The organism is Leifsonia williamsii (assembly GCF_030433685.1).
GTDB lineage: Bacteria > Actinomycetota > Actinomycetes > Actinomycetales > Microbacteriaceae > Leifsonia > Leifsonia williamsii.
The window spans coordinates 149596-175952 of record NZ_JAROCF010000001.1; the positions used below are offsets into that span (position 1 = coordinate 149596).

Sequence of the window (26357 nt, forward strand, 5' to 3'; positions counted from 1 at the left end):
TGCGGGCCGCCGCCGCCTCCCGGCCAGACCCCACCTCCCGACGGCCCCACCGCTAGGGTGGCGATACACGTACGTCGGAGAACGAGAGGACACCGATGACCGCCTGGGGCATCCTCGGAACGGGCGGCATCGCCGCCGCCATGACGCGCGACCTGCAGCTGGCCGGGCACACCGTGACCGCCGTCGGCTCGCGCACGCCGGAGTCGGCGGCGCGGTTCGCCGCGGCGCACGGGCTGGAGCGGTCGCACGGCAGCTATGAGGAGCTGGTCGCCGATCCGGGCGTCGACGTCGTCTACGTCGCCACCCCGCACCCGCAGCACGCCCCGAACGCCCTGCTCGCGCTCGGCGCCGGCAAGCACGTCCTGGTCGAGAAGCCCTTCACCATGGACCAGCGGGAGGCGCAGCAGATCGCCGACCTCGCCGCCGCCAACGGCCTCGTCGCGCTCGAGGCGATGTGGACGCGCTGGCTGCCGCACATGACCCGCATGCACGAGGTCATCTCCGACGGCACCATCGGCGAGGTGCGCATGGTCATCGCCCACCACGCCCAGCGCACCAGCCAGGACCCGGCAGGCCGCATGCTGGCCCCTGAGCTCGGTGGAGGCGCGCTGCTCGACCTCGGCATCTACCCCGTGTCGTTCGCGTGGGACGTGCTCGGCGCTCCCGACCGCCTCCTGGCGCAGTCGACACCCACCGACACCGGCGTCGACCGGCAGACCACCATCCTCCTCGGCTACCCCGGCGGCGCGCAGGCGGTGCTGACCTGCGAGCTGGATGCGCGGGGCTCCAACAGCGCGATCGTAGTCGGCACCGAGGGGCGCATCGAGCTCGACGCCACCTTCTTCGCCCCCACGACCTTCCGCGTCATCGACCTGGACGACACCGTGGTCGAGACCTTCACCTCCCGGGTGGAGGGGCGCGGGATGCAGTACCAGGCGGCCGCGATCGAACGTCTCATCGCGGCGGGCGGCGGAGAGGACCCGCGCCTGCCGCTGTCCAAGTCGGTCGCGATCATGGGCACGCTCGACGCCGTGCGCGAGCAGATCGGGCTGACGTACCCCTGACCGCCGCCCGCGCGCGAGCAGATCGCGGACGTTATCAGATCATGCGTTCTGGAGGGTGAACGGCGGGTGTCGCCCGCGTCACCTGAGCGTCTCCTCAGGTTCACGCCGCGTCCGTAGGGTGCACAGGCCACTTCGGCGACTTCCCACCCGATCAGGAGCCTCAGCGCCGCCATGCCTCGCATCCCCCTCCGCACCCCCATCGCCGCCGCGGTCGCTGTCGGCCTCGCCGGACTCGGCCTGACGGCCGCGGCGACGCCCGCAGCGGCCGCCCTGCCCGCCGGGGCGCTCTTCATCTCGGAGATCGCGCCCGACAACGCCGGCAGCGACAACTTCGAGTACATCGAACTGCAGAACACCACCTCCACCCCGATCGACCTCGCCGCCGAGGGGATCGTCGTGCAGTACGCGGCGAGCAGCCCGAAGAACCTCGCGCTGAGCGCCGGCGCGGTGGTGCCGGCGAACGGCGTCCTCGTCGCGCGCATCGACTACACGGTCGCCGGCGGCGTCGACGTCTCGGCGCACCCCGACGAGGAGTTCCGCTCCTACTGGGCGGGCGTCACCGGCACCCCGGACAACGGCTACCCGATCGCGCACCTCACCGGGCAGGACGGCATCGCCAACGCCGGCAACCGCACCTTCCTGCTCGCCGACTCCGCGGGCACGGTGATCGCCTCCTCGCTGCTGCCGACGCGGACCGCGACCGCCGACAAGGTCGCGCAGTTCACCAACCCGGCCACCGGCACCACGGCCACCCTGATCGCCGACCTCGCCGCCCCCACCCCGGGCGTCGGAAGCGCGGTGACCCCTGTCACGCCGACCGACCCGACCGATCCCACGGACCCGACCGACCCGACCGACCCCGGCACCCCGCCGGTGCCGCAGCCGGACCCGTCGCTGACGACCACGCCCCTTCAGATCACCGAGCTGCAGCCCGACTCCCGCACCAACGTGCCGGGCACCAGCAGCGACGCGTACGAGTTCATCGAGCTCTACAACGCCACCGACCGCGACATCGACCTGTCGGACTACACGATCACGTACCTCTACCCCGAGACCGGAGCGAGCGCCGACTGGCCGTTCACCCCGGCCGACGCCGTGATCAAGAGCGGCAAGACCGTCGTCCTCTGGATCAAGAGCGCGACCAACGCCGCCTTCACCGCTGCGCAGTTCAATGCAGAGTTCGGCAGCGCGCTCACCGAGGGCGTCGACCTGCTGACGATCGACTCCGCCGGCATGGCCAACAGCGGCGCCCGCGCCATCCAGGTCACGACGAAGAGCGGCATCCCCGTCAGCAAGGCCCTGTTCAGCCTGAACGGCACCGACGACGCGGTCGCCGGCCAGCCTGTCCAGTACGGCCCGCCGGCCGCCGGCTCCGTCGAGCAGACCCGCCTCGCGCTCGGCACGCCCACCCCCGGCGCGGTGGCCGCGAACCAGATCCCCGCCGGCCTGATGGTCGTCCCCGCCGACACCACCGCGCCGGTCGTCGCGGACACCACGCCGACGACCATCACGCCGGGGTCCGATTTCGCCTTCGGCTTCACCGTGACGGACGACGTGCAGGTCAGGCGCGCCACCCTCGAGCTGACGAACAGCGCCGACAGCACCCCCGCACTGCACGAGCTGACCGTCGGCGCGGGCGGCGCAGCGAGCTACTCCATCCCGGCGGCCGACCTCACCGGCAAGAAGTGGTTCGACTACGTGCTCACGGTCTCCGACGGCAGCAACCACGTCACCACGACGAGCAAGCGGGTGCTGGTGGAGGGCGCGGTCGACGAGCCGCTGACGCTCAACCTCACCGACGGCCAGTTCGTGGCGGGCACGACCCCGGTCTCCGGCATCGCGGACGCGCTCGACGACGACGTGACCGTCTCGGTCGACGGCGCCGACGTCTCCCCGACCCGTCCGGACCTCGGCGGCACCCCGGTGTTCGCCTTCGAGGCCAGCGGCGTCAACACGTTCTTCCGCAACGGCGTGCTGATCGGCGACGACATCCTCACCATCTTCGACGAGGGCATCCCGACCGGCTGGAAGACGATCCCGACGACGGTCCCGCTCTCGTACGTCACGAAGGGCAAGACCCTCACGGTCAGCGTCTGGGCCGGCACGAAGGCCGCGCCCGAGCTGAGCCCCGAGAACAACGACGACTTCGAGATCCGCAACCCGCGGCTGGTGCTGCCGAACGGCCACACCCTGACGCCGAGCGGCTACACGCCGGGCGCCTCGCTCAAGATGGGCGACAGCGCGGGCAAGCTCGACTACTACGACGCCGTGTTCACCCTGCCGGACGACGCCTTCACCGCCCAGACCTACGACTGGGACACCACGAAGGTCGCCGACGGCGAGCACACCGTCTCCACCCGCACCACGACCGACGCGCAGATCTCGGCGACGGTGAAGGTCGACAACACCGTGCCCGCCATCACCACCTCCGTGGAGGACGGCAAGGAGTATCGCGGCGGCTTCACCATCGACGCGTCGATCGCCGACGCGGGGTCGGGCATCCCCGCCTCCTCGGTCCCGGTGATCACGCTCGACGGCGAGGACGTGCGGCACCTGCTGCCGATCAGCACCTCCTCCGTCACCCTCCCGGCCGGCACGCACGTGCTGCACGTCGAGCAGTCCGACGCCGTCGGCAACCGCGCCGTGCGCGACGTCACCTTCACCACGCCGGTCGAGCAGCCGACGGTGAGCGGACTCACCCCCGGCGACGGGACGACCGTGAAGCAGGGCGATGTGACGCTCGGCGCCACCGTCGCCGACCCGAGCGGCGACCGCCTCACCGCGGAGTTCCGCACCGGCGAGCACCTCGACACCACCACGGGCGGCGTCACCTCGAGCAGCGGCACGACCTCCGTCGCGACCGAGGTGCAGAAGCCGACGGCCCTCAGCATGGCGAAGCTGGACGCGCTGACCGGCACCGACGGCGTCGACACGAGCGTCTCCTCCGACACCGCCCTCCCGTACCAGCTGTTCGACGTGTCGGTCCCGGCCGGCGCGGGCGACGGCTACCAGGCGCGGCTCACCTGGACGGGCTCCGCCAACGCCGAGGCGAAGGTGCTGCTCTACGTCAAGAACGTGACCACCGGAGCGTGGGAGGAGGTCGACCGGCACATCACCGGCGCGGCCGACGACGGGAAGACGTTCACGCTCACCGCCCTGGTCGCGGCGAAGGACCACGCGGAGGGCGGGAGGATCACCGCGCTCGTGCAGCACTCCGAGGGCTACGCGGCCGGAAACCTCAGCACCCGCGACTCCACGATCACGCCCGCCAACCCGGGCGACACCCCGCGCTCCGACTACGACTTCACCATCGGCTGGGAGTCGGACACGCAGTATTACAACGAGAACAAGACGGGTGTGGAGTACCAGCACCAGGTCGACATCCACGACTACTTCCTGCAGCAGCGCCAGAACATCAACCTGCAGTACGTGGTGCACACCGGCGACATCGTCGACAACTCCAAGGTCCCCGACCAGTGGACGCGCGCCGACGCCCAGTACGACCGCCTCGACGCCGCGGGCCTGCCGTACGGCGTGCTCGCCGGCAACCACGACGTCAACCACAAGGACGAGGACTACACCGAGTACTCCGCGAACTTCGGCGAGGCCCGCTTCGGCGCCAACCCCTGGTACGGCGGCGGCTACCAGGACAACCGCGGCCACTACGACCTCGTGTCGGCCGACGGCCTGGACTTCATCTTCGTCTACATGGGCTGGGGCGTGTACCAGGACCAGATCGACTGGATGAACGAGGTGCTCGCGCAGTACCCCGAGCGCATCGCGGTGATCGACCTCCACGAGTACCTGCTGACCACGGGAGGCCTCGGCCCGGGCCCGCAGGCCGTCTACGACCAGGTCGTCGCCACCAACCCGAACGTCCGCATGGTCATGTCGGGCCACTATCACGACGCCTACACCCGCGTCGATGGCTTCGACGACGACGGCGACGGCACGGCCGAACGCAAGGTCTACCAGATGCTGTTCGACTACCAGGGTCTGCAGGAGGGAGGCATGGGCTTCCTCCGCCTGCTGCAGTTCGACAACGAGGGCCGCGACGTGACGGTGCGCACCTACTCCCCGTCGCTCGACCAGTACGACACCGACGACCCGACGGTTGCCGACGACCCGGCGAACCCGAACAAGTACCAGGAGTTCACCATCCCCTACTCCGACCTGAACATCACCCCGCGCACCCGCGTGCTCTCGACCGACTCGTTCACCGCCGACATCCTCGGCGACCGCGTGATCGGCACCTCGACCGACGTGGCGAGCGGCTCGACGGTGACGGCGTCGTGGAAGGGCGCCCCGGTCGGCACGGCCGGCTGGTACGTGCGGGTCACCGACCCGTACGGCGCGGTGACGGACTCGCCGGTGCAGCACGTGACGGTGACCGCGGCCGGGGGCGGGAACCCCGGTGGCGGGAACGGCGGGAACCCGGGTGGCGGGAACCCCGGTGGCGGCGACGGCGGCCCCGGCGACGGTGGGTCCGGCGACGGCAGCGGCTCGGGAGGCGGCACCGCCCCCGCGGGCGCGGGCGACCCGTCCTCGGTCGGCGCCGACGGCTCCCTCGCCCACACCGGCACCGACGCGGACGCCGTGACCGGAGCGGTGCTCGCCGCGATCCTCGTCGCTTTCGGCGGCCTGGCCGTCGCGATCCGGCAGACGCGGCGCCGCCGGCACGGCTGACGCGCGGAACGATAGAGGGTCCGGCGGTTCGACCGCCGGGCCCCTTGTCGTCAGCCCTGCTGATCGAACTTAGTCACAGTCCTGACAGCGTCCGACGCTCGCAGATACAGCACGCGAGTACTTCCGTCCGGAAAGGGCGTGAAGCCGAACCGCTCGTAGAAGCCCACGGCGCGGTCATCTTTCGCGTGAACGATGATGGCGCGCATGCCGATCGTGTCCGCCACCCGAATGGACTGAAGCACTGCGTGCTCCAGCAGCGACGAGCCCAGCCCGTTCCCCGCATGTCGCACGTCGACGGCCAGCCGTCCGATCAGAACTACGGGGATGGGATCGGGCATGTTGCGGGATAGCGCAGCCGGCGCGTCTTTCCGCACCAGGGAACTCGCGGCCAGGCAGTAGTAGCCGGCGACACGTCCGGTATCCTTGGTGACAGAAACGAACGTGCGCGAGCCGCCACGCGCCTCATTGTGACGGGCCCAACCGCGAAGCCAGCGGTTCAAGCCGTCATGACCGCAGTCGAATTCGGAAATGATGTCGCCGGCTCTCAAGGAACGCGGCCCGTGGTAGCTGCTCAACGCAAGTGGTGCTTCGTCGTGCGGGTCAGTCGATGAACACGGAAGGGCGGCGCAGCAGATCGGTGAGCCCGTCGATTGTTCGTGCAGGTTCGTCGAGAAGCGCTGAGAAGCGATCGAAAGTCTCCGCCTCCATCTGCAGTTCATGCTCGCGTCGAATGACCTCCGTCGCTCGCTCCGTCAGTGCGATAGTGGCGAACTCTGACAGGTTGCGCCCCTCGATAGCAGCAGCCTGCTCGATGAGCTCCTTCTGGTGCCCGCTAACGCGGACTTCCAGTCTCTTGTCCTTCATGGTCGCCATGATTCGAGTGTACGGCAATTTTCCGTACGTGAGGGCACCTAATTTGACAGCACCCCCCGTCGCAGCCCCAGCATCCCCTCCACCGCGCCCGCGAGCAGCGGCCCGCGGTCGCGCGCACCGCCCCAGCGAACGAGGCCCTGCGCGTTGAGGCCGTCGATCATGCCCAGCAGCAGCCAAGCCACGGTCGCCGGGTCCTCGGCGGTGAAGTCGCCGGAGGCCACGCCCTCCTCGACCACGCGGCGGATGATTGCCTGCCAGGCGTCCATCTGCGAGCGCACCGCATCGGCGAGCGCGTCGTTGCGGCGGCCGAGGGCCCACGCCTCCACCCAGACGACCGTGACCTCGTCGCGGGTGCCGTCGAGCAGCGTCGCGACGAGGGCGGAGATGCGGGAGGTCGGGTCGGGCCGCGAGCGCAGCAGACCCTCCACCTCCACCAGCTCGGCGGAGACGATCGCGGCGAAGGTCGTCGCCACCAGCTCATCCATGACCGGGTGGTAGTGGGCCACCAGCGCGGGCGTGACCCCGGCGCGCGCGGCGACGCCGCGGAGCGTCACCGCGGCGAGGCCGTCGGCGAGCGCCAGGTCACGGGCGGCGGCGGCGAGCTCGGCGCGCCGCTCGGCCGGCGGGCGGCGGCGGGTCTGCGGCTGCGCTGCTCTTGACATCGTGCGATCAGTATAGGTACTTTCGGTCGTGTTGTTGATCGCGCGATCAACAACTTGCACCGCCGCACCGACGCACACGGAGGCTCCCATGACCTGGCGCATGCCCGCCGAGACCGCACCGCACGAGCGCACCTGGATGGCCTTCCCGCGCGCCGGCCTCACCCTCGGCGACGACGCCGCCTCCGCCGAGGAGGCGTACGCCGCCTGGACCGCCGTCGCGCACGCGACCGCCGAGTTCGAGCCGGTCACCATGGTGGTCGACCCGTCCGAGCGCGAGCGCGCCCGCCGCATGCTGGGGTCGCATATCGAGCAGGTGGAGGCTCCGCTCGACGAGTTCTGGATGCGCGACTTCGGCCCCACCTTCGTCCTCGACGACGAGCGCCCCGGCGTCCTCGGCGCCGTCGACTGGGTCTTCAACGGCTGGGGCGACCCCGACTGGGCCGAGTGGGAGAAGTCGGCCGAGATCGCACGCTTCGTCGCCGCGCAGACGGGCGCCGAGCTGGTCAGCTCGCTCCTCGTCAACGAGGGCGGCGGCATCCACGTCGACGGCGACGGCACCGTGCTCGTCACCGAGACCGTGCAGCTCGACCCGCGCCGCAACAAGTACGCCGACAAGGCCAGGGTGGAGGCGGAGCTCGCCCGCACCATCGGCGCCACGCACGTGGTCTGGCTGCCCCGCGGCCTCACCCGCGACTACGACGACTTCGGAACCAACGGCCACGTCGACATCGTCGCGACCATCCCCTCCCCCGGCCGCCTGCTGCTGCACACCCAGCGCGACCCGGAGCACCCCGACCACGCGGTCAGCCGCGAGCTGCGCGCCCTGCTCGCCGACACGACGGATGCCGCCGGCCGCAGCTGGGACATCGTCGACCTCCCGGCGCCCGCGACCCTGCGCGACGAGGAGGGCTTCGTCGACTGGAGCTACGTGAACCACCTCGTCGTCAACGGCGGCGTGATCGCGTGCGGGTTCGGCGAGGAGAAGGCCGATGCGGAGGCGACCGAGATCCTCGAGGCCGTCTACCCGGGCCGCCGGGTCAGCATGATCGACTCGCGCCCGATCTTCGCGCGCGGCGGCGGCATCCACTGCATCACCCAGCAGCAGCCCGCCCTGCCGAAGGTGGTCAGCGAGTGAGGGACCGCGCCCCCTTCGACGTCGTCGAGGCCGGCATCGCCGAGCTGCGGGAGGCGCTGGAGGCCGGCAGCACCACCGCCGTCGAGCTCGTCACCGCCTACCTCGCCCGCATCGACGCCTACGACGCCGCCGGTCCGCGCCTCAACGCCGTGGTCGTCCGCAACCCGGACGCACTGGAGGAGGCCCGCGCCTCCGACGCCCGGCGCACCCGCGGCGAGACGCTCGGCCCGCTCGACGGCATCCCGTACACCGCCAAAGATAGTTACCTCGCGAAGGGGCTCACCGCCGCGGCCGGCTCGCCCGCGTTCGAGCACCTGGTCGCGCAGCGCGACGCCTTCACCATCGAGCGGCTGCGGGCGGGAGGCGCGATCCTCCTCGGCCTGACCAACATGCCCCCGATGGCGAACGGAGGGATGCAGCGCGGCGTCTACGGACGCGCCGAGAGCCCGTACAACGGCGACTACCTGACGGCCGCCTTCGGCTCGGGGTCGTCCAACGGCTCCGGCACCGCGACGGCGGCGAGCTTCGCCGCGTTCGGCCTCGGCGAGGAGACCTGGTCGTCGGGCCGCGCCCCGGCCTCCAACAACGGCCTCTGCGCCTACACGCCCTCGCGCGGGGTCATCTCCGTGCGCGGCAACTGGCCGCTGGTGCCCACGATGGATGTCGTGGTGCCGCACACGCGCACGATGGCCGACCTCCTCGAGGTGCTCGACGTGATCGTCGCCGACGACACGGAGACGCGGGGCGACTTCTGGCGCGCGCAGCCCTGGGTGCCGCTCCCGGCCGCGTCGGCCCTGCGGCCGGCATCGTACCCGGCGGCCGCCGCCGACGCCTCGCTCGCCGGTGCGCGCGTGGGCATCCCGCGCATGTACATCAACGCCGACCCGGAGGCGGGCACCGCCCAGAACCCGGGCATCGGCGGCCCGACCGGACAGCGCATCGAGACGCGGCCGTCGATCGTGGAGCTGTGGGAGGCCGCCCGCCGCGACCTCGAGGCCGCCGGTGCGACCGTGGTCGAGACCGACTTCCCGGTGGTGTCGAACTACGAGGGCGACCGGCCGGGCGCGCCCACCGTGTTCACGCGCGGCCTCGTCTCGGCGGAGTACCTGCACCGCGAGATCGTGGACCTCTCGGCGTGGGCGTGGGACGACTTCCTGCGCGCCAACGGCGACCCCGCCCTCTCGACGCTCGCAGACGTGGACGGCGCGACCATCTTCCCCGCGCCTCCCGGAGCCCTGCCCGACCGGTACACCGGCTTCGACGACGACATCACCGAGTACCCCGCGTGGGTGCGCGAGCATCCCGGCGCCGCGCTGACCGACATCCCCGAGCTGGAGGCCGGACTCCGCGGCCTCGAGGAGACCCGCCGCGTCGACCTGGAGGAGTGGATGGACGCGAACGGCCTCGACGCCGTCGTGTTCCCGGCCGTGGCCGACGTCGCGCCCGCCGACATGGACGTGAACCCCGCCTCCGCCGACCTCGGCTGGCGCAACGGCGTGTGGGTGGCGAACGGCAACCTCGTCCCGCGGCACCTCGGCATCCCGACCGTGACCGTGCCGCTCGGCACCATGCCCGACACCGGGATGCCCGTCGGCCTCACCTTCGCAGGCCGCGCTTACGACGACACCCGCCTGCTCGCCCTGGCCGCCGGCTTCGAGCGCCTGGCTCCCCGCCGCACCGAGCCCCCGCGCACCCCGCGCCTCTGACCGTCCGCCCGTCTGCCCCCGCTGGGTAACCGTCGAGTACGCACGAATTCGACCCGAAACCGCCGAGTACGCGGACAGTGCGCGTACTCGGCGGTTTCCGGCGCGAGGTCCATCGGAAGAGGGAGGCGGATGCGGCTCGGGGTGGACGCGGAGGCGGCAGGGCGGCTGGCAGCGTGGAGGGATGCCCCACGCACCGCGCCTCATCCGCACCGCCCTCGCCGTCTCGCTCCTCGTCGCTCTGAGCGGTTGCACCTCCGTGGGCCTCGGGGCGCCCCTTGCGAGCGGTGGCGGTGGCGGCGACACCGCACCCGGAGCGCAGGGCGGCTCCGGCGCGATCACGGACGCCGGCCAGCTCACCGACGACGACGGGTACATCGCCGACGGCTCCTCGCTGACCCTCGACAATGACCTCCCCGCCGTCCAGCGCCTGAACCCGGCACTGCTCGATGCCCTGCGCGCCGCCGACGACGCGGCCGAGCAGCGGGGCACCGAGCTCACCATCGCCGACGGCTGGCGCTCCGAGCGCTACCAGGCGTATCTGTTCGCCCAGGCGGTCGAGCAGTACGGGAGCGAGGAGGAGGCGTCCCGCTGGGTGAAGCGCGGAGCCGACTCCGAGCACGTCTCCGGCGACGCGGTCGACATCGCGACGGCCGACGGCGTGGACTTCCTCAACCGGTTCGGCGCCGAGTGGGGCCTCTGCCAGGCCTACGCCAACGAGGCCTGGCACTTCGAGCTGCTCACCGAGCCGGGCGGCGAGTGCCCGGCGCCGGCGGCGGATGGGCGGGGGTAGCCTCCACCTCCCCCGCTAAGCTGGATGCCGTGTCCAAGGTTCTGAGCAGTCTTCCGGTCGGCGAGCGAGTCGGGATCGCGTTCTCGGGGGGTCTCGACACCTCCTGCGCGGTCGCGTGGATGCGTGAGAAGGGTGCGATCCCTTGCACCTACACCGCCGATATCGGGCAGTACGACGAGCCCGACATCGCCTCGGTCCCCGGCCGCGCCGGCCAGTACGGCGCCGAGATCGCCCGGCTGGTCGACGCCAAGCGCGCCCTGGTCGAGGAGGGCCTGATCGCGCTGCAGTGCGGCGCCTTCCACATCCGCTCCGGCGGCAAGACGTACTTCAACACCACCCCGCTCGGTCGCGCGGTCACCGGCGTCATGCTGGTGCGCGCGATGATGGAGGACGGGGTCGAGATCTGGGGCGACGGCTCCACCTACAAGGGCAACGACATCGAGCGGTTCTACCGCTACGGCCTGGTCGCCAACCCGCGCCTGCGCATCTACAAGCCGTGGCTCGACGCGGCGTTCGTCGAGGAGCTCGGCGGCCGTAAAGAGATGAGCGAGTGGCTCGTCGCGCGCGGCTTCCCGTACCGCGACGCCACCGAGAAGGCGTACTCGACCGACGCCAACATCTGGGGCGCCACCCACGAGGCGAAGCGCCTGGAGGAGCTCGACGCCGGCCTCGACATCGTGGACCCGATCATGGGGCTCGCCGCCTGGCGTGAGGACGTGGAGGTCACCCCGGAGACGGTCTCCGTCCGCTTCGAGGCCGGCCGCCCGGTCGCCATCAACGGCGTCGAGTTCGACGACCCGGTGGCGCTCGTGCTCGAGGCCAACGCGATCGGCGGACGCCACGGGCTCGGCGCCTCCGACCAGATCGAGAACCGCATCATCGAGGCGAAGAGCCGCGGCATCTACGAGGCCCCCGGCATGGCGCTGCTGCACATCGTCTACGAGCGCCTCCTCAACGCGATCCACAACGAGGACACGGTCGCGAACTACCACAACGAGGGCCGCCGCCTCGGCCGCCTCATGTACGAGGGCCGCTGGCTCGACCCGCAGTCGCTCATGCTGCGCGAGTCGCTGCAGCGCTGGGTCGGCTCGGCGATCACGGGCGAGGTCACCCTCCGCCTCCGCCGTGGCGACGACTACACGATCCTCGACACGACCGGTCCGGCGCTCAGCTACCACCCGGACAAGCTGTCGATGGAGCGCGTGGGCAACGCCGCGTTCGGTCCCGGCGACCGCATCGGCCAGCTGACCATGCGCAACCTCGACATCGCCGACTCCCGCGCGCGGCTGGAGCAGTACGCTGCGGCCGGCCTGATCGGCGGCCCGACCGGCGAGCTGGTCGGTGCGCTCGAGGAGGGCAGCGCCCGTGCGATCCTCGAGGTCGACGTCGCACCGGCCGACGAGGAGCTGTCGCGCGAGATCGACGCGAGCTCCGAGGGCGCCGCGTTCGACTCCGGCACCGACTGACCGGCGCCGCCCCATCCATTCGTCACGACACGCCGCCTGGGCACCCGCCCAGGCGGCGTGTCTCGTCAACTCGACGGGGCTGGCACGGCTCGTAGGATGAGGGCATGACTCGCGACGCTGTCGAGGCGGAGGTGCACCGCCCCGAGAACTGGCCGCTCGGCCGGCTGCTCGGCGCCGCCTCCCGCGCCGTCGAGCGTGCCTGGGCCGACGCCCTGGAGGCCCGCGGCCTCACCCACGCCGGCCTGATCGTGCTGCACCTGCTCGAGAACGGCGTGAGCTCGCAGGCCGACCTCGCGCGCATCGCCCAGGTGGAGGCGCAGACCATGTCGCGCACGGTGGACCGGCTGGAGCGGGAGGGCCTCGTCACCCGGACCCCCGACCCCCGCGACCGCCGCCGCCACGTCCTCGCCGTCACCCCGGCCGGGCGCGACGCCTTCGCCGGCGTGAGCGGCCTGGAGGACGAGGTGTTCCCCGAGGTCGACGACCGCGACGCGCTGCGCCGGGCGCTGATCCAGATCGTGGCCGAATCGTTGCCGGGCGGTCGCTGAGCGGTCGGCGGCGGCCATTATTCCCATGACACCGCTCATGCACGGGGACGGCGTCCTCGACGGCACCCCGGGCGGCTCTGCGACGTACTTCCTGGGCCCGGTCGACGGACGGTACCTGGTGTTCCAGGTCGCGCCGAACGCGTCCGGCGCCCGCACCGTCGAGCAGATCGCGACCTCCGACAAGCCGTCGATCATCGACTACTGCGACTGACTCAGGCGTCCTTCGGCACCCGCACGTTCAGGCTGCGCGGGTCGATCCACGTCTTGAGGGCGGAGGCGCGGCCGAACAGGTCGCCGTCCAACTCGACCTCCTGCGCGCGGCTGAGCTTGAGCACGAACTCGCGGCCCTTGAGGTAGTTCATCGCGCGCACCTCCTTGTTCTCGCCCATCAGCCGGCGGCCGACGGAGGTGCGGCGCATGATGCCGTTCTCCCAGAAGATCTTGACGATGATCTGCACCCAGCCGACGAACCCCTCCGGCCGCAGCACCACGATGTCGAACTCGCCGTCGTCCACCGCCGCCTCCGGCAGCAGCAGGATGTTGGCGGGGAGGCTGCCGCAGTTGCCGATGAGCACCGTGTGGGCGCGCATCCCGTGCACCCGCCCGCCGTCGAGCTGGTAGCGCAGCCGCAGCTCGTTCTTGTCCCGCAGCACCTTCCCGATCGCCTTCACGTACGCCAGCCAGCCCGCCTTGGCCTTGAGGTCGTCGTCGGTGGCCGCGATCATCTGGGCGTCGATGCCGAGGCCGGCCATCACGAGGTAGGCGTGGCGGCGCGTGCGGTTGTCGCCGTCGGCGTCGCGCAGCTCCACGACGCCGACATCGATGGGGCGGTCGGTGCCGTTGAGCGCCGTGTCGAGCGCGTGGTCGACGTCGTCGAGGGTGAGGTCGAGGTTGCGGGCGAGGAGGTTGCCGGTCCCGCTGGGCAGCAGGGCCAACGGGGTCCCCGTGCCGCGCAGCACCTCCGCGACCGTCCGCACGGTGCCGTCGCCGCCCGCCGCGATCACGACGTCGGCGCCGCGGTCGAGGGCCTCGCGCGTCTGACCGGTTCCCGGGTCCTCCTCGGTGGTCTCGATCCAGTGGGTGGGCTCCCAGCCCCAGCGCTCCTCCGCGGCCGTCAGGGCGGCGCGCAGGGCGTCCGCGTCGACCTTCACGGGATTGACGACGATCGCGGCAGTGCTCATGCGGTTCCTTCGGGGTGCGGCGGGCGGACGTGCCGTGCGGGGAGGTAGAGGCTGCGTGCGGTCCCCCGCGACAGGCGGTGCCTCCCGACAGTACCTGCGGTGGAACCGCTGCGTAACCCGGCTCCGCGTCATGCCAGGCTGGAGGGATGCACCACCTGCTCGACAACCCCGCCTGGCACGCGCTGACCGGCGCGCACCGGTCGCTCGCGATCGGCGACGATCGCGCGCGCCGCTACCGGGCGGACGTGTCCCCCTTCGCCGCGGTCGCCGATCCCGGCGATCCGGCGGCCTTCCGTCACCTCGGCGAGGTCGTGGGCGCCGGCGCGACCGTCGGTGTCTTCGCCGACGAGCCTCCCGCGGGCTGGCAGACGCTCGCAGCCTATGACGCCGTCCAGTACGTCTACGAACGGCCGGAGGCGCCGGTGCTGCCCGCGCTCGACGGCGAGGCGCGCCTCGTCCCCCTCGGCGACGCCGATGTGCCGGAGGCGCTCGACCTCGTGGAGCGCACCCGGCCCGGCCCGTTCCTGGAGCGCACGATCGAGTTCGGCGGCTACCACGGTGTCCGCGTCGGGGACCGGCTGGCGGCGATGGCCGGCCAGCGGATGCGGCCGGAGGGTTGGTGCGAGGTGAGCGCGGTGTGCGCAGACCCGGCCTTCCGCGGGCGCGGCTACGCGGCGCAGGCGATGGCGGCCGTGATGGCCGGCATCGTCGCCCGCGGCGAGCGGCCCTTCCTCCACGTCGAGGCCGCGAACGACCGGGCGGTGGCCGTGTACGAGCGGCTCGGCTTCCGGGCGCGGCGCTCGGTCACGATCCTGGTGTGCCGGGCGGGGTAGGCCCTCCGGCGCTACTTCTTCGCGCCTTTGCCCTTGCCGCTGTTGCTGCCGGGGCCGTTGCCCTTGGCCGGCTTGTCCTGCTTGGCCGGCTTGTCCTGCTTGGCCTCCTTGGCCGGGCCGTCTCCGGCGCCGTTCCCGTTACCCGATCCGGTGCTACCCTGGTCGCCGCTCCCCTGGCCGCTGTTGTCGTCCACCGCCGGCTGGGCGTCATCGGGGACGGTCTGCGTGTCGGGCGCGACGGCCGGAGCGACCGTGGCGGGAGGCGCCTGCACCGTCGGCGTGGGGCGCGGCGTGTGCACGGTCTCCGTGCCCGGGGCCGCCGGAGCCGGCGCGAGGAGGCTGCCGACGACGAGCGTGGTCGCGGCGACCGCCGCGATGCCTCCACCGACCACGAGCCCGAGCGCCGTGCGGCGACGCCGGGTGCGACGCGGACGCGAGAGCGGCGCGGTCGGCGCCGTGGTGCCGACCGTTGCGGCCCGTCGCCCCGAGAAGCCGGCCGGCCCGGTCATGGCCGCTGCGCCACCGTCTGCGGCTCCGATCACCGTGACCCCGGCCGAGACGCCGCCCATCACGCGCGTCTCCTCCTGCTCCGTCTCCCCCCTCTCCGCGGCATCCGGGGTCCACCCGGCGAGCTGGGGCGCCAGTTCGCGCGCCATGATCGCGGCTTCGAGGGCCGTGGGCCGGAGTGCTGGGTCGCGGGCCGTCATCGCGGCGAGCAGGCCGCGCCAGTCCTCGGGGAGGCTCCCCGGGATCCGCGGGTCGCGGATGACGCGGGCCGCCACCGCCTCCACGGGCGTGCCGGGGAACTCCGTGCGGCCGGTGAGCGCCTCCAGCACCACCAGACCCAGGGCGTAGATGTCGGCGGGAGGCCCGGCCTCCGCCCCCGACGCCTGCTCGGGGCTCAGGTAGGCGGCCGTGCCGATGATGGTGCCGACCGTGGTGAGCCGCTCCGCGCCGACGAGGTGCGCGATCCCGAAGTCGGCGAGCTTGACGATCGGGCGGCCGCCGGGCACCGCGGGATCGGCGACGAGGATGTTGGCGGGCTTCAGGTCGCGGTGGACCATCCCCGCCTCGTGGACGGCGACGAGCGCGTCGGCGATGTCGGTCGCGATCGTCGCGGCGAGCTCCGGCGCCACCGGCCCGTCGGCCATGCGGGAGCGCAGGTCGCTGCCCTCCACCAGCTCCAGCACGAGGAAGGTCGGCGTCGTGTCGCCCTCGGCGGCCAGGTGGGCATCGTGCAGCGCGACCAGATGCGGGTGGCTCAGCCTGCCGAGCAGGGTGGCCTCCGCGCGGCGGCGGGCGTCGTCGACGGCCGTGCCTGCGGGGAAGAGCTTGACAGCCACCGAGCGGCCCAGCTGGGTGTCCAGGGCGCGGTACACCGATGCCATGCCGCCGCGGCCGAGCCGTTCGTGCAGCTCGTACCGGCCGAGCAGGAGTCCGTCTTCCACGTCGGGGAGCATACGCGCGTCAGGGAGGCGGGCCCACCCAGGGAGTCGGAATTCGCGTGGCCGTGAATACGCTCACAGTCCGGCGCGACCCGGTTGCATCCTCGCGTCGGTAGGGCCTCAGTGGAACGCGTGGAGCACGTTCGGGAGCCGCAGGAGCCGCAGGATCAGACTGCGAGCGGCCCGCGCCCGGGCGGCGCCACCGACCGGGAGGGTGCCATCAGCCCGGGCGGTGCTCCCCGTCCCGACAGCGACGTGCTCGAGGCGTTGCAGGTGTACCGGGCGGCAGAGGCCGCGATGCGCCGCCGGACCGGGGCCGCGATGGGGATCGGCGACAACGACCTCCTGGCGCTCCGCCTCATCCTCGACAACACCGCCGCCGGCCGCCCCACGGCCGCGAAGGACGTGAGCGCCTATCTGGGAGTATCCAGCGCCTCCACCAGCGCCCTGATCGACCGTCTCGTCCGCGGCGGATTCGTGGAGCGGCGCCCGAGCCTCGTCGACAAGCGGTCGACCGAACTCGTGCCCACCACCGCCGCTCTCGGCGACACCGGCCCGCTGCTTGCGGCCGCCCAGGAGCAGATCGCCGCGGCCACCGCGGAGCTGAGTCCCGACGAGGCGCAGACCGTCACGCGGTTCCTGCAGAAGATGCGCGAGACGGTGGACCGCATCTCGTCGCGCACCGCGAACGACTAGGACGAAGCCCTCCCCAAGTCAAGGGGATTGCTAGGCAAATGAACGAGTTGTTGGGTGGATCGTGTCAAGGAAAGGACACTTCTCCATGAACATCCTGCTCATCATCATCGCCATCATCGCCATCATCCTTCTGCTCACGGGCGGCTTCGTCTCGTCCCTGAACTTCCTGCTCTGGGTCGGCATCATCCTGCTCGTCCTCGCGGTGATCGTCTGGCTGGTGCGGCTGCTGACCGGCAGCCGCCGGGTCTAGTAGGAGGCTCTCCATGAGCCTCGGCACGGGGATCGTGCTGTTCGTCATCGGCGCCATCCTCGCGTTCGCACTGAACGTCCAGGTCGACTGGGTCGACCTCCACCTGGTGGGCTACATCCTGATGATCGCCGGCGCCGTCGGCATCATCATCGGGATCGTCCTGCTCACCCGGCGTCGCAGCTCGGTCGCGACGACACGCACGGCGGTCGATCCTGCGACCGGCGAGCGGGTCACCCGCCGCAGCAGCGAGTCGGACGACATCGTCTGACACCCCCTCTCTCGATGGGATGAGCCCCGCACCGGAATCCGGTGCGGGGCTCGTCGCGTTGCGCGGGGCGGTGCGCTCGGGTCACTCCATCGAGTCGAGGATGGCCACCAGGTCCTCGAACCGCGTCAGCGGGTTCAGGATGGCGAACCGCGTGTTCGGGCGGCCGTTGTGCGAGCTCGGGGTCACGAAGGCGCGCTGCTCGTCGAGCAGGCGCGCGGACCAGCGGGCGTAGTCCTCCTTGGTCCAGCCGTCCTTCTCGAACACCACGACCGACAGTTGCGGGCGGCGCACCAGCCGCAGCCCGTCGCGCCGCTCGATCTCGGCCGCGATGCGCTGCGCGAGCTCGAGGGAGGCCGTGACGGCCTCCCGGTACGCCTTCGCGCCGTGGCTGGCGAGCGAGAACCAGAACGGAAGGCCGCGTGCGCGCCGGGTGAGGTGCGCGGCGTAGTCGGACGGGCTCCACTCGGCCGTCTCGGTCAGCGTGTCGAGGTACTCGGCGTGCTGCGTGTGCGCGCGGCGCCCGGTCTCGGGGTCGCGGTAGATCAGGGCGCAGGCGTCGAACGGGGCGAACAGCCACTTGTGCGGGTCCACGATGACCGAGTCGGCCTCCTCGACACCCGCGAACAGCGGTCGTCCCAGCGGCGACAGCATCCCGGCGAGGCCGTAGGCGCCGTCGACGTGCAGCCAGAAGCTGTGCTCCGTCTTCAGTTCGGCGATGGAGGCGATGTCGTCGACGATCCCGAAGTTGGTCGAACCGCCGGTGGCGACCACCGCGAACACCGCCGGACCGTACTCCTCCAGCGCCGGGCGCACCACGTCGCCGGTCAGCACGCCCGACTCGCCGGGCTGCACCGCGACCACGTCGACGTCCATGACGCGGGCGGCCGAGGCGACCGAGGAGTGCGCCTCCGCGCTGCACACGATCACCCAGCGGCCCGCCGGGTTGCCGCGGTCGGCCCGCGCGGTCTCGCGCGCCGCGACGAGCGCGGACAGGTTGCCCAGCGTCCCGCCCTGCACGAATACGCCCCCGGCGGTCTTCGGGAGGCCGAACTCGCTCGCCAGCCACGCCAGCACCTGGTTCTCGGCGTAGACGGCGCCGGATCCCTCCAGCCATGAGCCGCCGTACACCGCACTCGCGGAGACGACGAGGTCGAAAGCGGTGGCCGCCTTCGTCGGAGCCGTCGGGATGAACGAGAGGTACTGCGGGTGGTCGGTCGTGATGCACGCCGGAGCCAGGACGTGCTCGAACAGCGCCAGCGCGCGCTCGCCGCCCATCCCCTCCTCCGACACGGTCTGACCGGCGAGCCGGCGCAGCTCGAACTCGGGCAGCGGCTTGTCGAGCGGGGTGTCGGTGCTCAGGATGCGGCGGCGCGAGTAGTCGAGCACGAGGTCGACGAGACCGCGGGTCTCGGGGGTGACGGCGTGCATGCGGTCGGGCGTGTTGTTCATGGAACCTCCGCAGCAATGCTTCCACACGAGGCGTGCAGGTTCGCGTATGCAGGCGCATCTTTTGTGCGCGTGATCGCCGCATCGTGCACGTTTTGCGCGCGCTTGGTGCGTTGAGGCGTGACTAGTTGCGAGTTCGCGCGACCAGACGCCACGAGATGCCACCACTCGACGGCGGCGCCGGCACGGGTGCTAGCGTCGGACGGTGCGCGCGAACCTGACCCCCGAGGCCGACATCGCGGCGGACGAGCCGCTGGTCGCACGCCTCATCGCCGAGCAGCACCCCGACCTCGCCGCGCCGCTGCGGCTGGTGTCCGACGGCTGGGACAACCGGGTGTTCCGGCTGGGCGACGACCTGGCCGTTCGAATCCCGCGCCGGGAGGCCGCTGCCCATCTGGTCGAGCATGAGCAGCGGGCGCTCCCCGCGATCGCGGCGCGCGTCGGCGTGCCCGTGCCCGCGCCGGTGCGGGTGGGTGTACCGAGCGCGACGTTCCCGTGGGCGTGGAGCATCCTCCCCTGGTTCGAGGGAGTGGACGGCGCCGCGGTGGACGGCGCGGCGCGGCGCGGCATCGCGGACGAGTTGGCCGCGTTCGTCGGCCGGCTGCACGTGCCGGCACCCGCCGACGCCCCGCACAACCCGGTGCGCGGGGTGCCGCTGATCACGCGCGACGCCGCGGTGCAGGAGCGGCTGGACCGGCTCTCCACGCGGCTCGACGTCGCGCCGCTGCGCGCTGCCTGGGCGGAGGCCCTGGCCGCGCCGCCGTGGGACGGGCCGGCGCTGTGGCTGCACGGCGACCTCCACCCCGGCAACCTGCTGCTGAGCTCCTCCGGCGGGCTGGCCGCCGTGCTCGACTTCGGCGACGTGACCGCGGGCGACCCGGCGACCGACCTCGCGACGGCCTGGCTGACGTTCGACGAGGAGGGACGGGAGGCGTTCCGCGCGGCCATGCCGCAGCCTCCCTGCGCCGATGCCGACCAGTGGGCCGCGACCTGGACCCGCGCCCGCGGCTGGGCGGTCACGATGGGCTCGGCGCTGGCCGCGCACTCCGACGACAACCCCCGCATGGCCTCGCTCGGCCGTCACGCCCTTACCCAGCTCGCCTAGCCCACCTAGCAAGCCGCCGAGTACGCAGATTGTCTGCGTACTCGGCGGTTTCCGGGGGATTTTCTGCGTACTCGGCTGTTGCCTGCCTGGGGGGGGAGGGGAAGGGGAGGTTACTGGGCGAGCGTCAGGAGGTGGTCGTCGCCCGGCGCGGTCGGGACGAAGTCGGCCTCGATCTCGGCGCGCTCCAGCAGCTCGTTCATGCGGCGCTGGCGGTGGCGCGGGATCAGCGTGACGACCGTGCCCTGCTTGCCGGCGCGGCCGGTGCGACCGGCGCGGTGCAGGTACGTCTTGTACTCGTCCGGCGCGTCGGCCTGGATCACCAGGTCGATGTCGTCGACGTGGATGCCGCGGGCGGCGACGTCGGTCGCGACCAGCACGTTCACGCGGCCGCTGGTGAGCTGCGACAGGTTGCGCGTGCGGCGCGACTGGTTCAGGTCGCCGTGGAGGCTGACCGCGGGAATGCCCGCGTCCTCCAGCTGATCGGCCAGCATCTCGGCGAAGGCGCGGGTGCGGGCGAAGACGAGCGTCTTGCCCTCGCGGTCGGCGAGCTGCTCGATGATGGCGCCCTTGTCGCGGTGCTCGATCACGAGCACGCGGTGGTCGATGGTCGAGGACGCCTGGTCCTCGCCCGCCACCTCGTGCACGGCCGGGTCGACGAGGAACTCGTCCACCAGCTGCGCAACGCCCTTGTCGAGCGTCGCCGAGAAGAGCAGCTTCTGGCCGCCGTCGGCGGTGTGACGCAGGATGCGCTGCACCGGCTCCAGGAAGCCCAGGTCGCACATGTGGTCGGCCTCGTCGAGCACCGTGATGACGACCTCGCTGAGGTCGAGACGGCCCTGCTCCACGAGGTCCTCGATGCGGCCGGGGGTGCCGATCACGATGTCGACGCCGCGCTGCAGCGCACCCACCTGGCGGCCCTGCGGCACGCCGCCGTAGATCTGCGTGGTGAAGAGGCCGACGCTGCGAGCGATCGGCTGCACCGTGCGGTCGATCTGCAGGGCGAGCTCACGGGTCGGGGCGAGGATCAGCGCGCGGGGGGCACGGCCGAGCTGGCGCTTGCCGCCCGCCTTGCCCGACTCCGCCCAGAGCTGCATGAGGCGCTCGACCATCGGGGCGCCGAACGCGATCGTCTTGCCGGAGCCGGTGCGGCCGCGGCCGAGCACGTCCTTGCCGGCGAGCACGTCGGGCGCGGTCGCGGCCTGGATCGGGAACGGCGTCTCGGCGCCGAGCTCGGCGAGCGCGCGCACGATGTTGCCGCCGAGGCCCAGGTCGCCGAAGGTCACGCCCTCGACATCCGCCGCCTCGATGGCCTCGGCCTCGAGGCGCTCCAGAACGACGTCGTCGGTCGGCGTGAAGGCCGGCTTCTCGTCGCGGGACGGGTAGAAGGAGGAGTCGCGGCGCGGGCGCTCGCCCTGATCGAAAGAGCGACGGGGGCGCTCGTCGCGGTCGAAGGAGCGGCGCGGACGGTCGTCGGCGTCACGACGCGGGCGGTCGTCGCGGTCGAACTGACGACGGGGACGGTCGTCCTGGTCGAAGGAGCGACGGGGACGCTCGTCGCGGTCGAACGAACGACGCGGACGGTCGTCGGAGTCACGACGCGGGCGGTCGTCGCGGTCGAACTGACGGCGGGGACGCTCGTCCTGATCGAAGGAGCGACGGGGACGCTCATCGCGGTCGAACGACCGACGCGGACGGTCGTCGCGGTCGAACGACCGACGCGGACGGTCATCGGAGTCGCGGCGCGGACGGTCGTCGCGATCGAACTGACGACGCGGACGGTCGTCGCGGTCGAACGAGCGGCGCGGACGGTCGTCGGCGTCACGACGCGGACGCTCGTCACGGTCGAACGACCGACGCGGACGGTCGTCGAACTCGCGGCGCGGACGCTCGTCACGGTCGAACGAACGACGCGGACGGTCGTCGCCGTCACGACGCGGACGCTCGTCACGGTCGTACTCGCGGCGCGGGCGCTCGCCCGCGCGGTCGCGGCGCTCCCACTCGCGCTCGGTGCGGCGCGCGTCCTTGCCGCGCGGCTCCCAGTTGGGGCGCTCGCCACGGCCGCGGCCGGAGCCGGACTCGTCACGGCTGCCGTAGGTCGCGCGGCCACGGGCGGCGCGGTCCTCGTCGGTCCAGCGCGCCTTCTTGCCGGCGGCCGGCTCCTCGGCGCGGTAGCCGCGGTGCTTCGGGCTGCGGCTGCCTGCGGAGGCGGAGGCGCCGCGGGCGGCGGGGGCGCCGCGTCGGTCGTTCTTCTTGTACGGGGGCATGCGTGATTCTTCCTGGGTTCGTTTCTGGTGCGCGGCGGCGCGCAGAAACGCACCGGAGAATCCCCGGCAGAGCATCGCCTGGGGCCGTTCACATCGTGATGATCCGCACCGCCGATCGGGTGCGGAACCGGCCCGCTTGACTGACAAACCCATCCGCGCAACAGAACGCGGTGTCAAGAGCCGACTGATCGAGCTTACCGGATGGATGCTGTGAAGCGTCTGCTGATCGGCGAGACCCTCCGAATCCTGGGTGCCAGGGGTACAAAGGGGTCATGCCCTCCATCGACGCCCTCGACGCGATCGTGATCGGCTCCGGACCCAACGGCCTCGCGGCCGCGCTGACGCTGGCGAGGGCGGGGCTCTCCGTCCGCGTCTACGAACGCAACGCGACGCCGGGCGGAGGGATGCGCACCGACGAGCTCACGCTGCCCGGATTCCTGCACGACCAGTGCTCCGCGGTGCACCCGCTCGCGTTCGCCTCCGGCTTCTTCCGGAGGTTCGAGCTCGACAAGCGGGTGCGGTTCGTGACGCCCACGGCCTCCTACGCCCATCCTCTGGACGGCGGACGCGCGGCCGTCGCCTACCTCGACCTCGAGCGCACCGCTGACGCGCTCGGCGTCGACGGCCCCGCGTGGCGCGCGATCATCGGGCCGCTGGCCCGCGAGGCGGACGCGGTCGCGCAGTTCACCGGCTCGCAGCTGTTCCAGGTGCCGCGGCATCCGCTGGTCGCGGCGCGGTTCGGGCTCACGGCGATCGCGCAGGGCGGCCCGTGGTGGAACATCCCGTTCCGCACCGAGGAGGCGCGCGCGATGCTGACCGGCGTGTTCGCGCATACGACCCTCCCCCTCCCCAGCGTCGCCGGAGCGGCCGCGGGGCTCACGCTCGCCTCCTACGCGCACGCGCGCGGCTGGCCCGTGCCGATCGGCGGGTCGCAGTCGATCGTGACCGCCATGGTCGACGACCTCGTGGCCCACGGCGGCGAGCTGGTGACGGGCGTCGACGTGCAGAGCCTCGCCGACCTCCCCGACGCCCGCGTCCTCGTCTTCGATACGCATGTGGAGGCTGCTGCGCGGCTCGCGCAGGACCGCCTGCCCGCCTCCTACTTGCGCCGGGTGTCCCGGTTCCGCTCGGGCAACGGCGTCTGCAAGGTCGACTTCGCGCTCTCCGGCCCGGTGCCGTGGGCGAACCCCGAGCTCAACGAGACGGCGACCGTGCACCTCGGCGGCACCCGCTCGGAGGTGGCCCGTGCGGAGACGACGGTCGCCTCCGGCCGCGAGAGCGACGACCCGTACGTGCTCGTCTCGCAGCCGTCGCTGTTCGACGGCTCGCGGGCCCCGGCGGGCAAGCACGTGCTGTGGGCGTACACGCACGTCCCGGCCGGCTCGCGCGACGACCGCACCGAGGCCGTCATCCGCCAGATCGAGCGGTTCGCTCCCGGGTTCCGTGACCTCATCCTCGCCACCGCGGTGAAGACGGCGGTCGACATGGAGGCGTACAACCCGAACTACAGCGGCGGCGACATCTCCACGGGCCTGCCGAGCTTCTCGCAGCTGATCGCGCGCCCGGTCGCCTCGCCCGACCCGTGGCGGATGCCCGGCCAGGGCCTGTACCTCGCGTCCGCCTCCGCCGCGCCCGGCCCGGGGGTGCACGGGCTCGGCGGCTACTACGCCGCTCGCAGCGCGCTGCGCCACGACTTCGGGTTCCGCAGCATGCCATCGCTCGCGCCCGCCTGATCCCTTGCGCCGCGTCGCCCGATCCCGACCCGTTGGAGGCTCCCATGTCCGTCACCATCCGCCGCATGAAGGCGACCCCCGAGCAGATCTTCGCCGTGCTGGCCGACCCGTGGCTGTACCCGACCTGGGTGGTGGGCGCGTCACGGCTGCGCGCGGCCGACGACGGCTACCCGGAGGCCGGCTGCCGCCTCCACCACTCCATCGGCGTCTGGCCGCTCGTGCTGAACGACGAGACCAGGGTCGACGAGTGGACGCCGCCGCGGCGTATGGTGCTGCAGGCCAAGACGCGGCCGTTCGGCGAGGAGCGCGTGACCATCGAGGTCAAGCCGCGCGGCGACGGCAGCGTGGTTCGGATGGAGGAGCACCCGACCTCGGGGTTCTCGGCGCTGCTCCCGAAGCCGGTCGCCGACGTCATCCTCGACATCCGCAACCGCGAGACCCTGCGGCGGCTCGAATGGGTGGCCGTCGGCCGGCAGGAGTAGGCCGCGAGCTGGACGCCGGCTGTCAACCCGGTTCTGCCCGCCCCGATCCCGGCCTACCGTGAGGCCCGACATCGTAAGCGAACGAGAAGGAGAACCGATCGTGGCGACGGCGACCAAGGCGGACAAGAGCACGAAGGACACCAAGACGGCGGCGAAGAGCGGCCCGCGCACGACGAGCGTGCGACGCAGCGACGTGGGCGTGGCCTCCACGCGGCGGGAGCACGCGGAGCGCGGCTTCGTGGCATCGCCCGAGCTGGCGAAGAACCTCCAGCGCGTGCACGTCGACCTGATCGAGCTGCACCTGCAGGGCAAGCAGGCGCACTGGAACGTGGTGGGCCGCAACTTCCGCGACCTGCACCTGCAGCTCGACGAGATCGTGGAGGCCGCGCGCGAGTTCAGCGACGACGTCGCCGAGCGCCTGCGCGCGCTGCACGCGACCCCGGACGGCCGCAGCGCGACCGTGGCGGAGCAGACGAGCCTCCCCGAGTTCCCGAACGGCGAGGTCGACACGGCCGAGACCGTCGACCTGATCACCGAGCGCCTGGAGGCCGTGGTCGGCACCATGCGCGACGTGCACGACGACGTCGACGAGGAGGATCCGACCTCGGCCGACATCCTCCACGCCATCATCGAGCGCCTGGAGCAGCTGGCCTGGATGGTGAGCGCGGAGAACCGCACGCCGAATCGCGCCTGACATTTATATGTACTAGACAAGATTGTTCATTTCATGACACTCTCGTTCCGGGTCATCAGGGCCCGGAACGAGAGGACATGCATGAAGAAGCTCACGATTTCACTGGTCGCCTCGGGATTGGCCGCCCTGGTGGTGCTCGGTGGCGCAACCGCCGCCAACGCCACCGTCGCCTATCCCGAAGGCGGTACATGGGATTACGGAGTCAAGTGGGGCGGCGGTGGGACCGACTTCGTCAAGTCGGACTACCACCACATGACGCGGACGCATAAGTCGACCGCCTGCTCGACGGGCGCATGCTCGTACTCGGGGTGGACGGTCCCTGCTCGCTGGGCGCTCGCGTCGACGGTGGCGAGCACCTGGGGCAACGCGTCGTACTACGACGTCCAGTGATGCACGGGCTCGCGAGCCGGCGTCACCTCGCAGTCGTTGCCTCCATCGTCGTCATCGCACCGTTCACGGCAGGCTGCGCTTCGACGGCGTCCTCGCCGTCCCGCTCGACACCGGCGCGAGGTGAGGCACCTCACCTCACCGGTCCCTGGGCGGCGGAGTTCCAGCGGGAGTACGAGCGAGCGACTACGGAAGCGATCCGGGCCGCCTTGGCCGACGGCACGATCTCGGACCAGGAATACGCAGAGATGAGGGCCGCATACACCGAGTGCCTCAAGGCGGGCGGCATCACGCTCACTAGGTACGACCAGTTCGGCTCCGAGACATCGTTCAAACCACCGCTCACGGCTGATACCGCCCACAAGGCCGCGCAGGAATGCAGTGAGACGTCGGGCGAGTTCCCCATCGCCTTCCTTTATTGGAACGCCCGGACGAATCCTGCCAACACCGACCAGGTGCCCTTGATCGTCGAGTGCTTCAAGCGCAACGGACTGGTGGAGAAGGGCTATACGGTGCAGGACTACTACGCCGGGGACTTCTCGTTCGAGACCAATCAGGAGAAGTCCGAGAAAGCGCAGCGCTGCAACACCGATCCGAGCGGGCGCCTGGGTGGGTAAGAGGCCGCCGTCACGGGGCTTCGGCC

The 26357-nt window shown here is 71.8% G+C and carries 25 protein-coding genes; 18 read left to right on the plus strand and 7 right to left on the minus strand.

The annotated features are described in order from the left end of the window. Positions 1 to 95: 95 nt before the first annotated feature. Together P5G50_RS00655 and P5G50_RS00660 are read left to right on the plus strand one after the other, a co-directional pair. Positions 96 to 1064, plus strand: coding sequence for a Gfo/Idh/MocA family protein (locus tag P5G50_RS00655; RefSeq protein WP_301209763.1), 969 nt, complete (start codon positions 96 to 98; stop codon positions 1062 to 1064). A 171-nt stretch (positions 1065 to 1235) separates the two neighbouring features. Next, positions 1236 to 5750: a lamin tail domain-containing protein gene (locus P5G50_RS00660; RefSeq protein ID WP_301209764.1), complete on the plus strand. Its 4515-nt coding sequence runs from the start codon at positions 1236 to 1238 to the stop codon at positions 5748 to 5750. A gap of 50 nt (positions 5751 to 5800) precedes the next feature. Here P5G50_RS00660 and P5G50_RS00665 read toward each other — a convergent pair whose 3' ends face one another. Genes P5G50_RS00665 through P5G50_RS00675 form a run of 3 tightly spaced genes read right to left on the minus strand, consistent with a single transcriptional unit; the run spans position 5801 to position 7285 of the window. After that, a complete protein-coding gene (locus tag P5G50_RS00665) occupies positions 5801 to 6325 on the minus strand; it encodes a GNAT family N-acetyltransferase (RefSeq protein ID WP_301209765.1) in 525 nt (174 codons plus the stop codon). A gap of 25 nt (positions 6326 to 6350) precedes the next feature. Further along, a complete protein-coding gene (locus P5G50_RS00670) occupies positions 6351 to 6623 on the minus strand; it encodes a type II toxin-antitoxin system TacA family antitoxin (RefSeq protein ID WP_301209766.1) in 273 nt (90 codons plus the stop codon). Between the two features lie 38 nt (positions 6624 to 6661). Further along, positions 6662 to 7285, minus strand: a complete 624-nt coding sequence (locus P5G50_RS00675; protein WP_301209767.1) for a TetR/AcrR family transcriptional regulator — start codon at positions 7283 to 7285, stop codon at positions 6662 to 6664. An 88-nt stretch (positions 7286 to 7373) separates the two neighbouring features. On the opposite strand from P5G50_RS00675, the gene P5G50_RS00680 reads away from it, so the two are divergent. The 6 genes from P5G50_RS00680 (at position 7374) to P5G50_RS00705 (ending at position 13141) form a co-directional block, all read left to right on the plus strand. After that, the gene (locus tag P5G50_RS00680; protein ID WP_301209768.1) at positions 7374 to 8420 is read left to right on the plus strand and encodes an agmatine deiminase family protein; all 1047 of its coding nucleotides are present in this window, start codon (positions 7374 to 7376) and stop codon (positions 8418 to 8420) included. Continuing rightward, the gene (locus P5G50_RS00685) at positions 8417 to 10126 is read left to right on the plus strand and encodes an amidase (protein WP_301209769.1); all 1710 of its coding nucleotides are present in this window, start codon (positions 8417 to 8419) and stop codon (positions 10124 to 10126) included. Before P5G50_RS00680 ends, P5G50_RS00685 begins: the two co-directional genes overlap by 4 nt. 181 nt (positions 10127 to 10307) lie before the next feature. Beyond that, the gene (locus P5G50_RS00690; RefSeq protein ID WP_301209770.1) at positions 10308 to 10916 is read left to right on the plus strand and encodes a D-alanyl-D-alanine carboxypeptidase family protein; all 609 of its coding nucleotides are present in this window, start codon (positions 10308 to 10310) and stop codon (positions 10914 to 10916) included. 29 nt (positions 10917 to 10945) lie between these two features. Next, positions 10946 to 12382 (plus strand): argininosuccinate synthase, encoded by a 1437-nt coding sequence (gene argG / locus P5G50_RS00695; protein ID WP_301209771.1) that lies wholly within the window; start codon positions 10946 to 10948, stop codon positions 12380 to 12382. Between the two features lie 104 nt (positions 12383 to 12486). After that, the gene (locus P5G50_RS00700) at positions 12487 to 12930 is read left to right on the plus strand and encodes a MarR family winged helix-turn-helix transcriptional regulator (protein WP_301209772.1); all 444 of its coding nucleotides are present in this window, start codon (positions 12487 to 12489) and stop codon (positions 12928 to 12930) included. 25 nt (positions 12931 to 12955) lie between these two features. Continuing rightward, the gene (locus P5G50_RS00705; RefSeq protein ID WP_301209773.1) at positions 12956 to 13141 is read left to right on the plus strand and encodes a hypothetical protein; all 186 of its coding nucleotides are present in this window, start codon (positions 12956 to 12958) and stop codon (positions 13139 to 13141) included. 1 nt (position 13142) lies between these two features. On the opposite strand, the gene P5G50_RS00710 is transcribed toward P5G50_RS00705, so the two are convergent. Next, positions 13143 to 14111 (minus strand): diacylglycerol/lipid kinase family protein, encoded by a 969-nt coding sequence (locus P5G50_RS00710; protein ID WP_301209774.1) that lies wholly within the window; start codon positions 14109 to 14111, stop codon positions 13143 to 13145. Positions 14112 to 14257: 146 nt separating this feature from the next. Here P5G50_RS00710 and P5G50_RS00715 point away from each other — a divergent pair, with 146 nt between their 5' ends. After that, complete coding sequence (locus P5G50_RS00715; RefSeq protein ID WP_301209775.1) at positions 14258 to 14944, plus strand: GNAT family N-acetyltransferase; 687 nt, start codon at positions 14258 to 14260, stop codon at positions 14942 to 14944. Positions 14945 to 14955: 11 nt separating this feature from the next. Here P5G50_RS00715 and P5G50_RS00720 read toward each other — a convergent pair whose 3' ends face one another. Beyond that, the gene (locus P5G50_RS00720) at positions 14956 to 16392 is read right to left on the minus strand and encodes a serine/threonine-protein kinase (RefSeq protein ID WP_301209776.1); all 1437 of its coding nucleotides are present in this window, start codon (positions 16390 to 16392) and stop codon (positions 14956 to 14958) included. Between the two features lie 129 nt (positions 16393 to 16521). Here P5G50_RS00720 and P5G50_RS00725 point away from each other — a divergent pair, with 129 nt between their 5' ends. From P5G50_RS00725 to P5G50_RS00735, 3 genes are all read left to right on the plus strand, one after another. Then, positions 16522 to 17085: a MarR family winged helix-turn-helix transcriptional regulator gene (locus tag P5G50_RS00725; RefSeq protein ID WP_301209777.1), complete on the plus strand. Its 564-nt coding sequence runs from the start codon at positions 16522 to 16524 to the stop codon at positions 17083 to 17085. Between the two features lie 85 nt (positions 17086 to 17170). Beyond that, a complete protein-coding gene (locus tag P5G50_RS00730; RefSeq protein ID WP_185276055.1) occupies positions 17171 to 17335 on the plus strand; it encodes a hypothetical protein in 165 nt (54 codons plus the stop codon). Positions 17336 to 17348: 13 nt separating this feature from the next. After that, complete coding sequence (locus tag P5G50_RS00735; protein WP_301209778.1) at positions 17349 to 17603, plus strand: DUF6458 family protein; 255 nt, start codon at positions 17349 to 17351, stop codon at positions 17601 to 17603. An 81-nt stretch (positions 17604 to 17684) separates the two neighbouring features. Here the strand turns inward: P5G50_RS00735 and P5G50_RS00740 are convergent, their stop codons facing one another. Beyond that, positions 17685 to 19052: a pyridoxal phosphate-dependent decarboxylase family protein gene (locus tag P5G50_RS00740; protein WP_301209779.1), complete on the minus strand. Its 1368-nt coding sequence runs from the start codon at positions 19050 to 19052 to the stop codon at positions 17685 to 17687. A gap of 202 nt (positions 19053 to 19254) precedes the next feature. Here P5G50_RS00740 and P5G50_RS00745 point away from each other — a divergent pair, with 202 nt between their 5' ends. Then, positions 19255 to 20154, plus strand: coding sequence for an aminoglycoside phosphotransferase family protein (locus P5G50_RS00745; RefSeq protein ID WP_301209780.1), 900 nt, complete (start codon positions 19255 to 19257; stop codon positions 20152 to 20154). Between the two features lie 110 nt (positions 20155 to 20264). On the opposite strand, the gene P5G50_RS00750 is transcribed toward P5G50_RS00745, so the two are convergent. Further along, on the minus strand, positions 20265 to 22418 hold the full coding sequence (locus P5G50_RS00750) for a DEAD/DEAH box helicase (protein ID WP_301209781.1): 2154 nt from the start codon (positions 22416 to 22418) through the stop codon (positions 20265 to 20267). A gap of 272 nt (positions 22419 to 22690) precedes the next feature. On the opposite strand from P5G50_RS00750, the gene P5G50_RS00755 reads away from it, so the two are divergent. The 5 genes from P5G50_RS00755 to P5G50_RS00775 all read left to right on the plus strand — a co-directional run bounded on the left by P5G50_RS00755 (position 22691) and on the right by P5G50_RS00775 (position 26331). Continuing rightward, the gene (locus tag P5G50_RS00755; RefSeq protein ID WP_301209782.1) at positions 22691 to 24151 is read left to right on the plus strand and encodes a phytoene desaturase family protein; all 1461 of its coding nucleotides are present in this window, start codon (positions 22691 to 22693) and stop codon (positions 24149 to 24151) included. A 44-nt stretch (positions 24152 to 24195) separates the two neighbouring features. After that, positions 24196 to 24633 carry an SRPBCC family protein gene (locus P5G50_RS00760; protein WP_301209783.1) on the plus strand — a complete coding sequence of 146 codons (438 nt, stop codon included), beginning with the start codon at positions 24196 to 24198 and terminating at the stop codon, positions 24631 to 24633. 178 nt (positions 24634 to 24811) lie between these two features. Beyond that, on the plus strand, positions 24812 to 25327 hold the full coding sequence (locus P5G50_RS00765) for a Dps family protein (RefSeq protein ID WP_301210032.1): 516 nt from the start codon (positions 24812 to 24814) through the stop codon (positions 25325 to 25327). Between the two features lie 81 nt (positions 25328 to 25408). Beyond that, the gene (locus P5G50_RS00770) at positions 25409 to 25717 is read left to right on the plus strand and encodes a lactococcin 972 family bacteriocin (RefSeq protein WP_301209784.1); all 309 of its coding nucleotides are present in this window, start codon (positions 25409 to 25411) and stop codon (positions 25715 to 25717) included. Next, positions 25717 to 26331 (plus strand): hypothetical protein, encoded by a 615-nt coding sequence (locus P5G50_RS00775; RefSeq protein ID WP_301209785.1) that lies wholly within the window; start codon positions 25717 to 25719, stop codon positions 26329 to 26331. The genes P5G50_RS00770 and P5G50_RS00775 overlap by 1 nt, the downstream gene beginning before the upstream one ends. Positions 26332 to 26357: the final 26 nt, after the last annotated feature.

What these genes read in the sequence shown, in the direction of transcription:
- P5G50_RS00705 (WP_301209773.1), top strand. Translation starts at nt 12,956, where the DNA reads ATGACACCGCTCATGCACGGGGACGGCGTCCTCGACGGCACCCCGGGC.
- P5G50_RS00755 (WP_301209782.1), top strand. Translation starts at nt 22,691, where the DNA reads ATGCCCTCCATCGACGCCCTCGACGCGATCGTGATCGGCTCCGGACCC.
- P5G50_RS00690 (WP_301209770.1), top strand. Translation starts at nt 10,308, where the DNA reads ATGCCCCACGCACCGCGCCTCATCCGCACCGCCCTCGCCGTCTCGCTC.
- P5G50_RS00750 (WP_301209781.1), bottom strand. Translation starts at nt 22,418, where the DNA reads ATGCCCCCGTACAAGAAGAACGACCGACGCGGCGCCCCCGCCGCCCGC.
- P5G50_RS00760 (WP_301209783.1), top strand. Translation starts at nt 24,196, where the DNA reads ATGTCCGTCACCATCCGCCGCATGAAGGCGACCCCCGAGCAGATCTTC.
- P5G50_RS00735 (WP_301209778.1), top strand. Translation starts at nt 17,349, where the DNA reads ATGAGCCTCGGCACGGGGATCGTGCTGTTCGTCATCGGCGCCATCCTC.
- P5G50_RS00775 (WP_301209785.1), top strand. Translation starts at nt 25,717, where the DNA reads ATGCACGGGCTCGCGAGCCGGCGTCACCTCGCAGTCGTTGCCTCCATC.
- P5G50_RS00680 (WP_301209768.1), top strand. Translation starts at nt 7,374, where the DNA reads ATGACCTGGCGCATGCCCGCCGAGACCGCACCGCACGAGCGCACCTGG.
- P5G50_RS00675 (WP_301209767.1), bottom strand. Translation starts at nt 7,285, where the DNA reads ATGTCAAGAGCAGCGCAGCCGCAGACCCGCCGCCGCCCGCCGGCCGAG.
- P5G50_RS00655 (WP_301209763.1), top strand. Translation starts at nt 96, where the DNA reads ATGACCGCCTGGGGCATCCTCGGAACGGGCGGCATCGCCGCCGCCATG.
- P5G50_RS00730 (WP_185276055.1), top strand. Translation starts at nt 17,171, where the DNA reads ATGAACATCCTGCTCATCATCATCGCCATCATCGCCATCATCCTTCTG.
- P5G50_RS00710 (WP_301209774.1), bottom strand. Translation starts at nt 14,111, where the DNA reads ATGAGCACTGCCGCGATCGTCGTCAATCCCGTGAAGGTCGACGCGGAC.
- P5G50_RS00770 (WP_301209784.1), top strand. Translation starts at nt 25,409, where the DNA reads ATGAAGAAGCTCACGATTTCACTGGTCGCCTCGGGATTGGCCGCCCTG.
- P5G50_RS00660 (WP_301209764.1), top strand. Translation starts at nt 1,236, where the DNA reads ATGCCTCGCATCCCCCTCCGCACCCCCATCGCCGCCGCGGTCGCTGTC.
- P5G50_RS00715 (WP_301209775.1), top strand. Translation starts at nt 14,258, where the DNA reads ATGCACCACCTGCTCGACAACCCCGCCTGGCACGCGCTGACCGGCGCG.
- P5G50_RS00670 (WP_301209766.1), bottom strand. Translation starts at nt 6,623, where the DNA reads ATGGCGACCATGAAGGACAAGAGACTGGAAGTCCGCGTTAGCGGGCAC.
- P5G50_RS00740 (WP_301209779.1), bottom strand. Translation starts at nt 19,052, where the DNA reads ATGAACAACACGCCCGACCGCATGCACGCCGTCACCCCCGAGACCCGC.
- P5G50_RS00700 (WP_301209772.1), top strand. Translation starts at nt 12,487, where the DNA reads ATGACTCGCGACGCTGTCGAGGCGGAGGTGCACCGCCCCGAGAACTGG.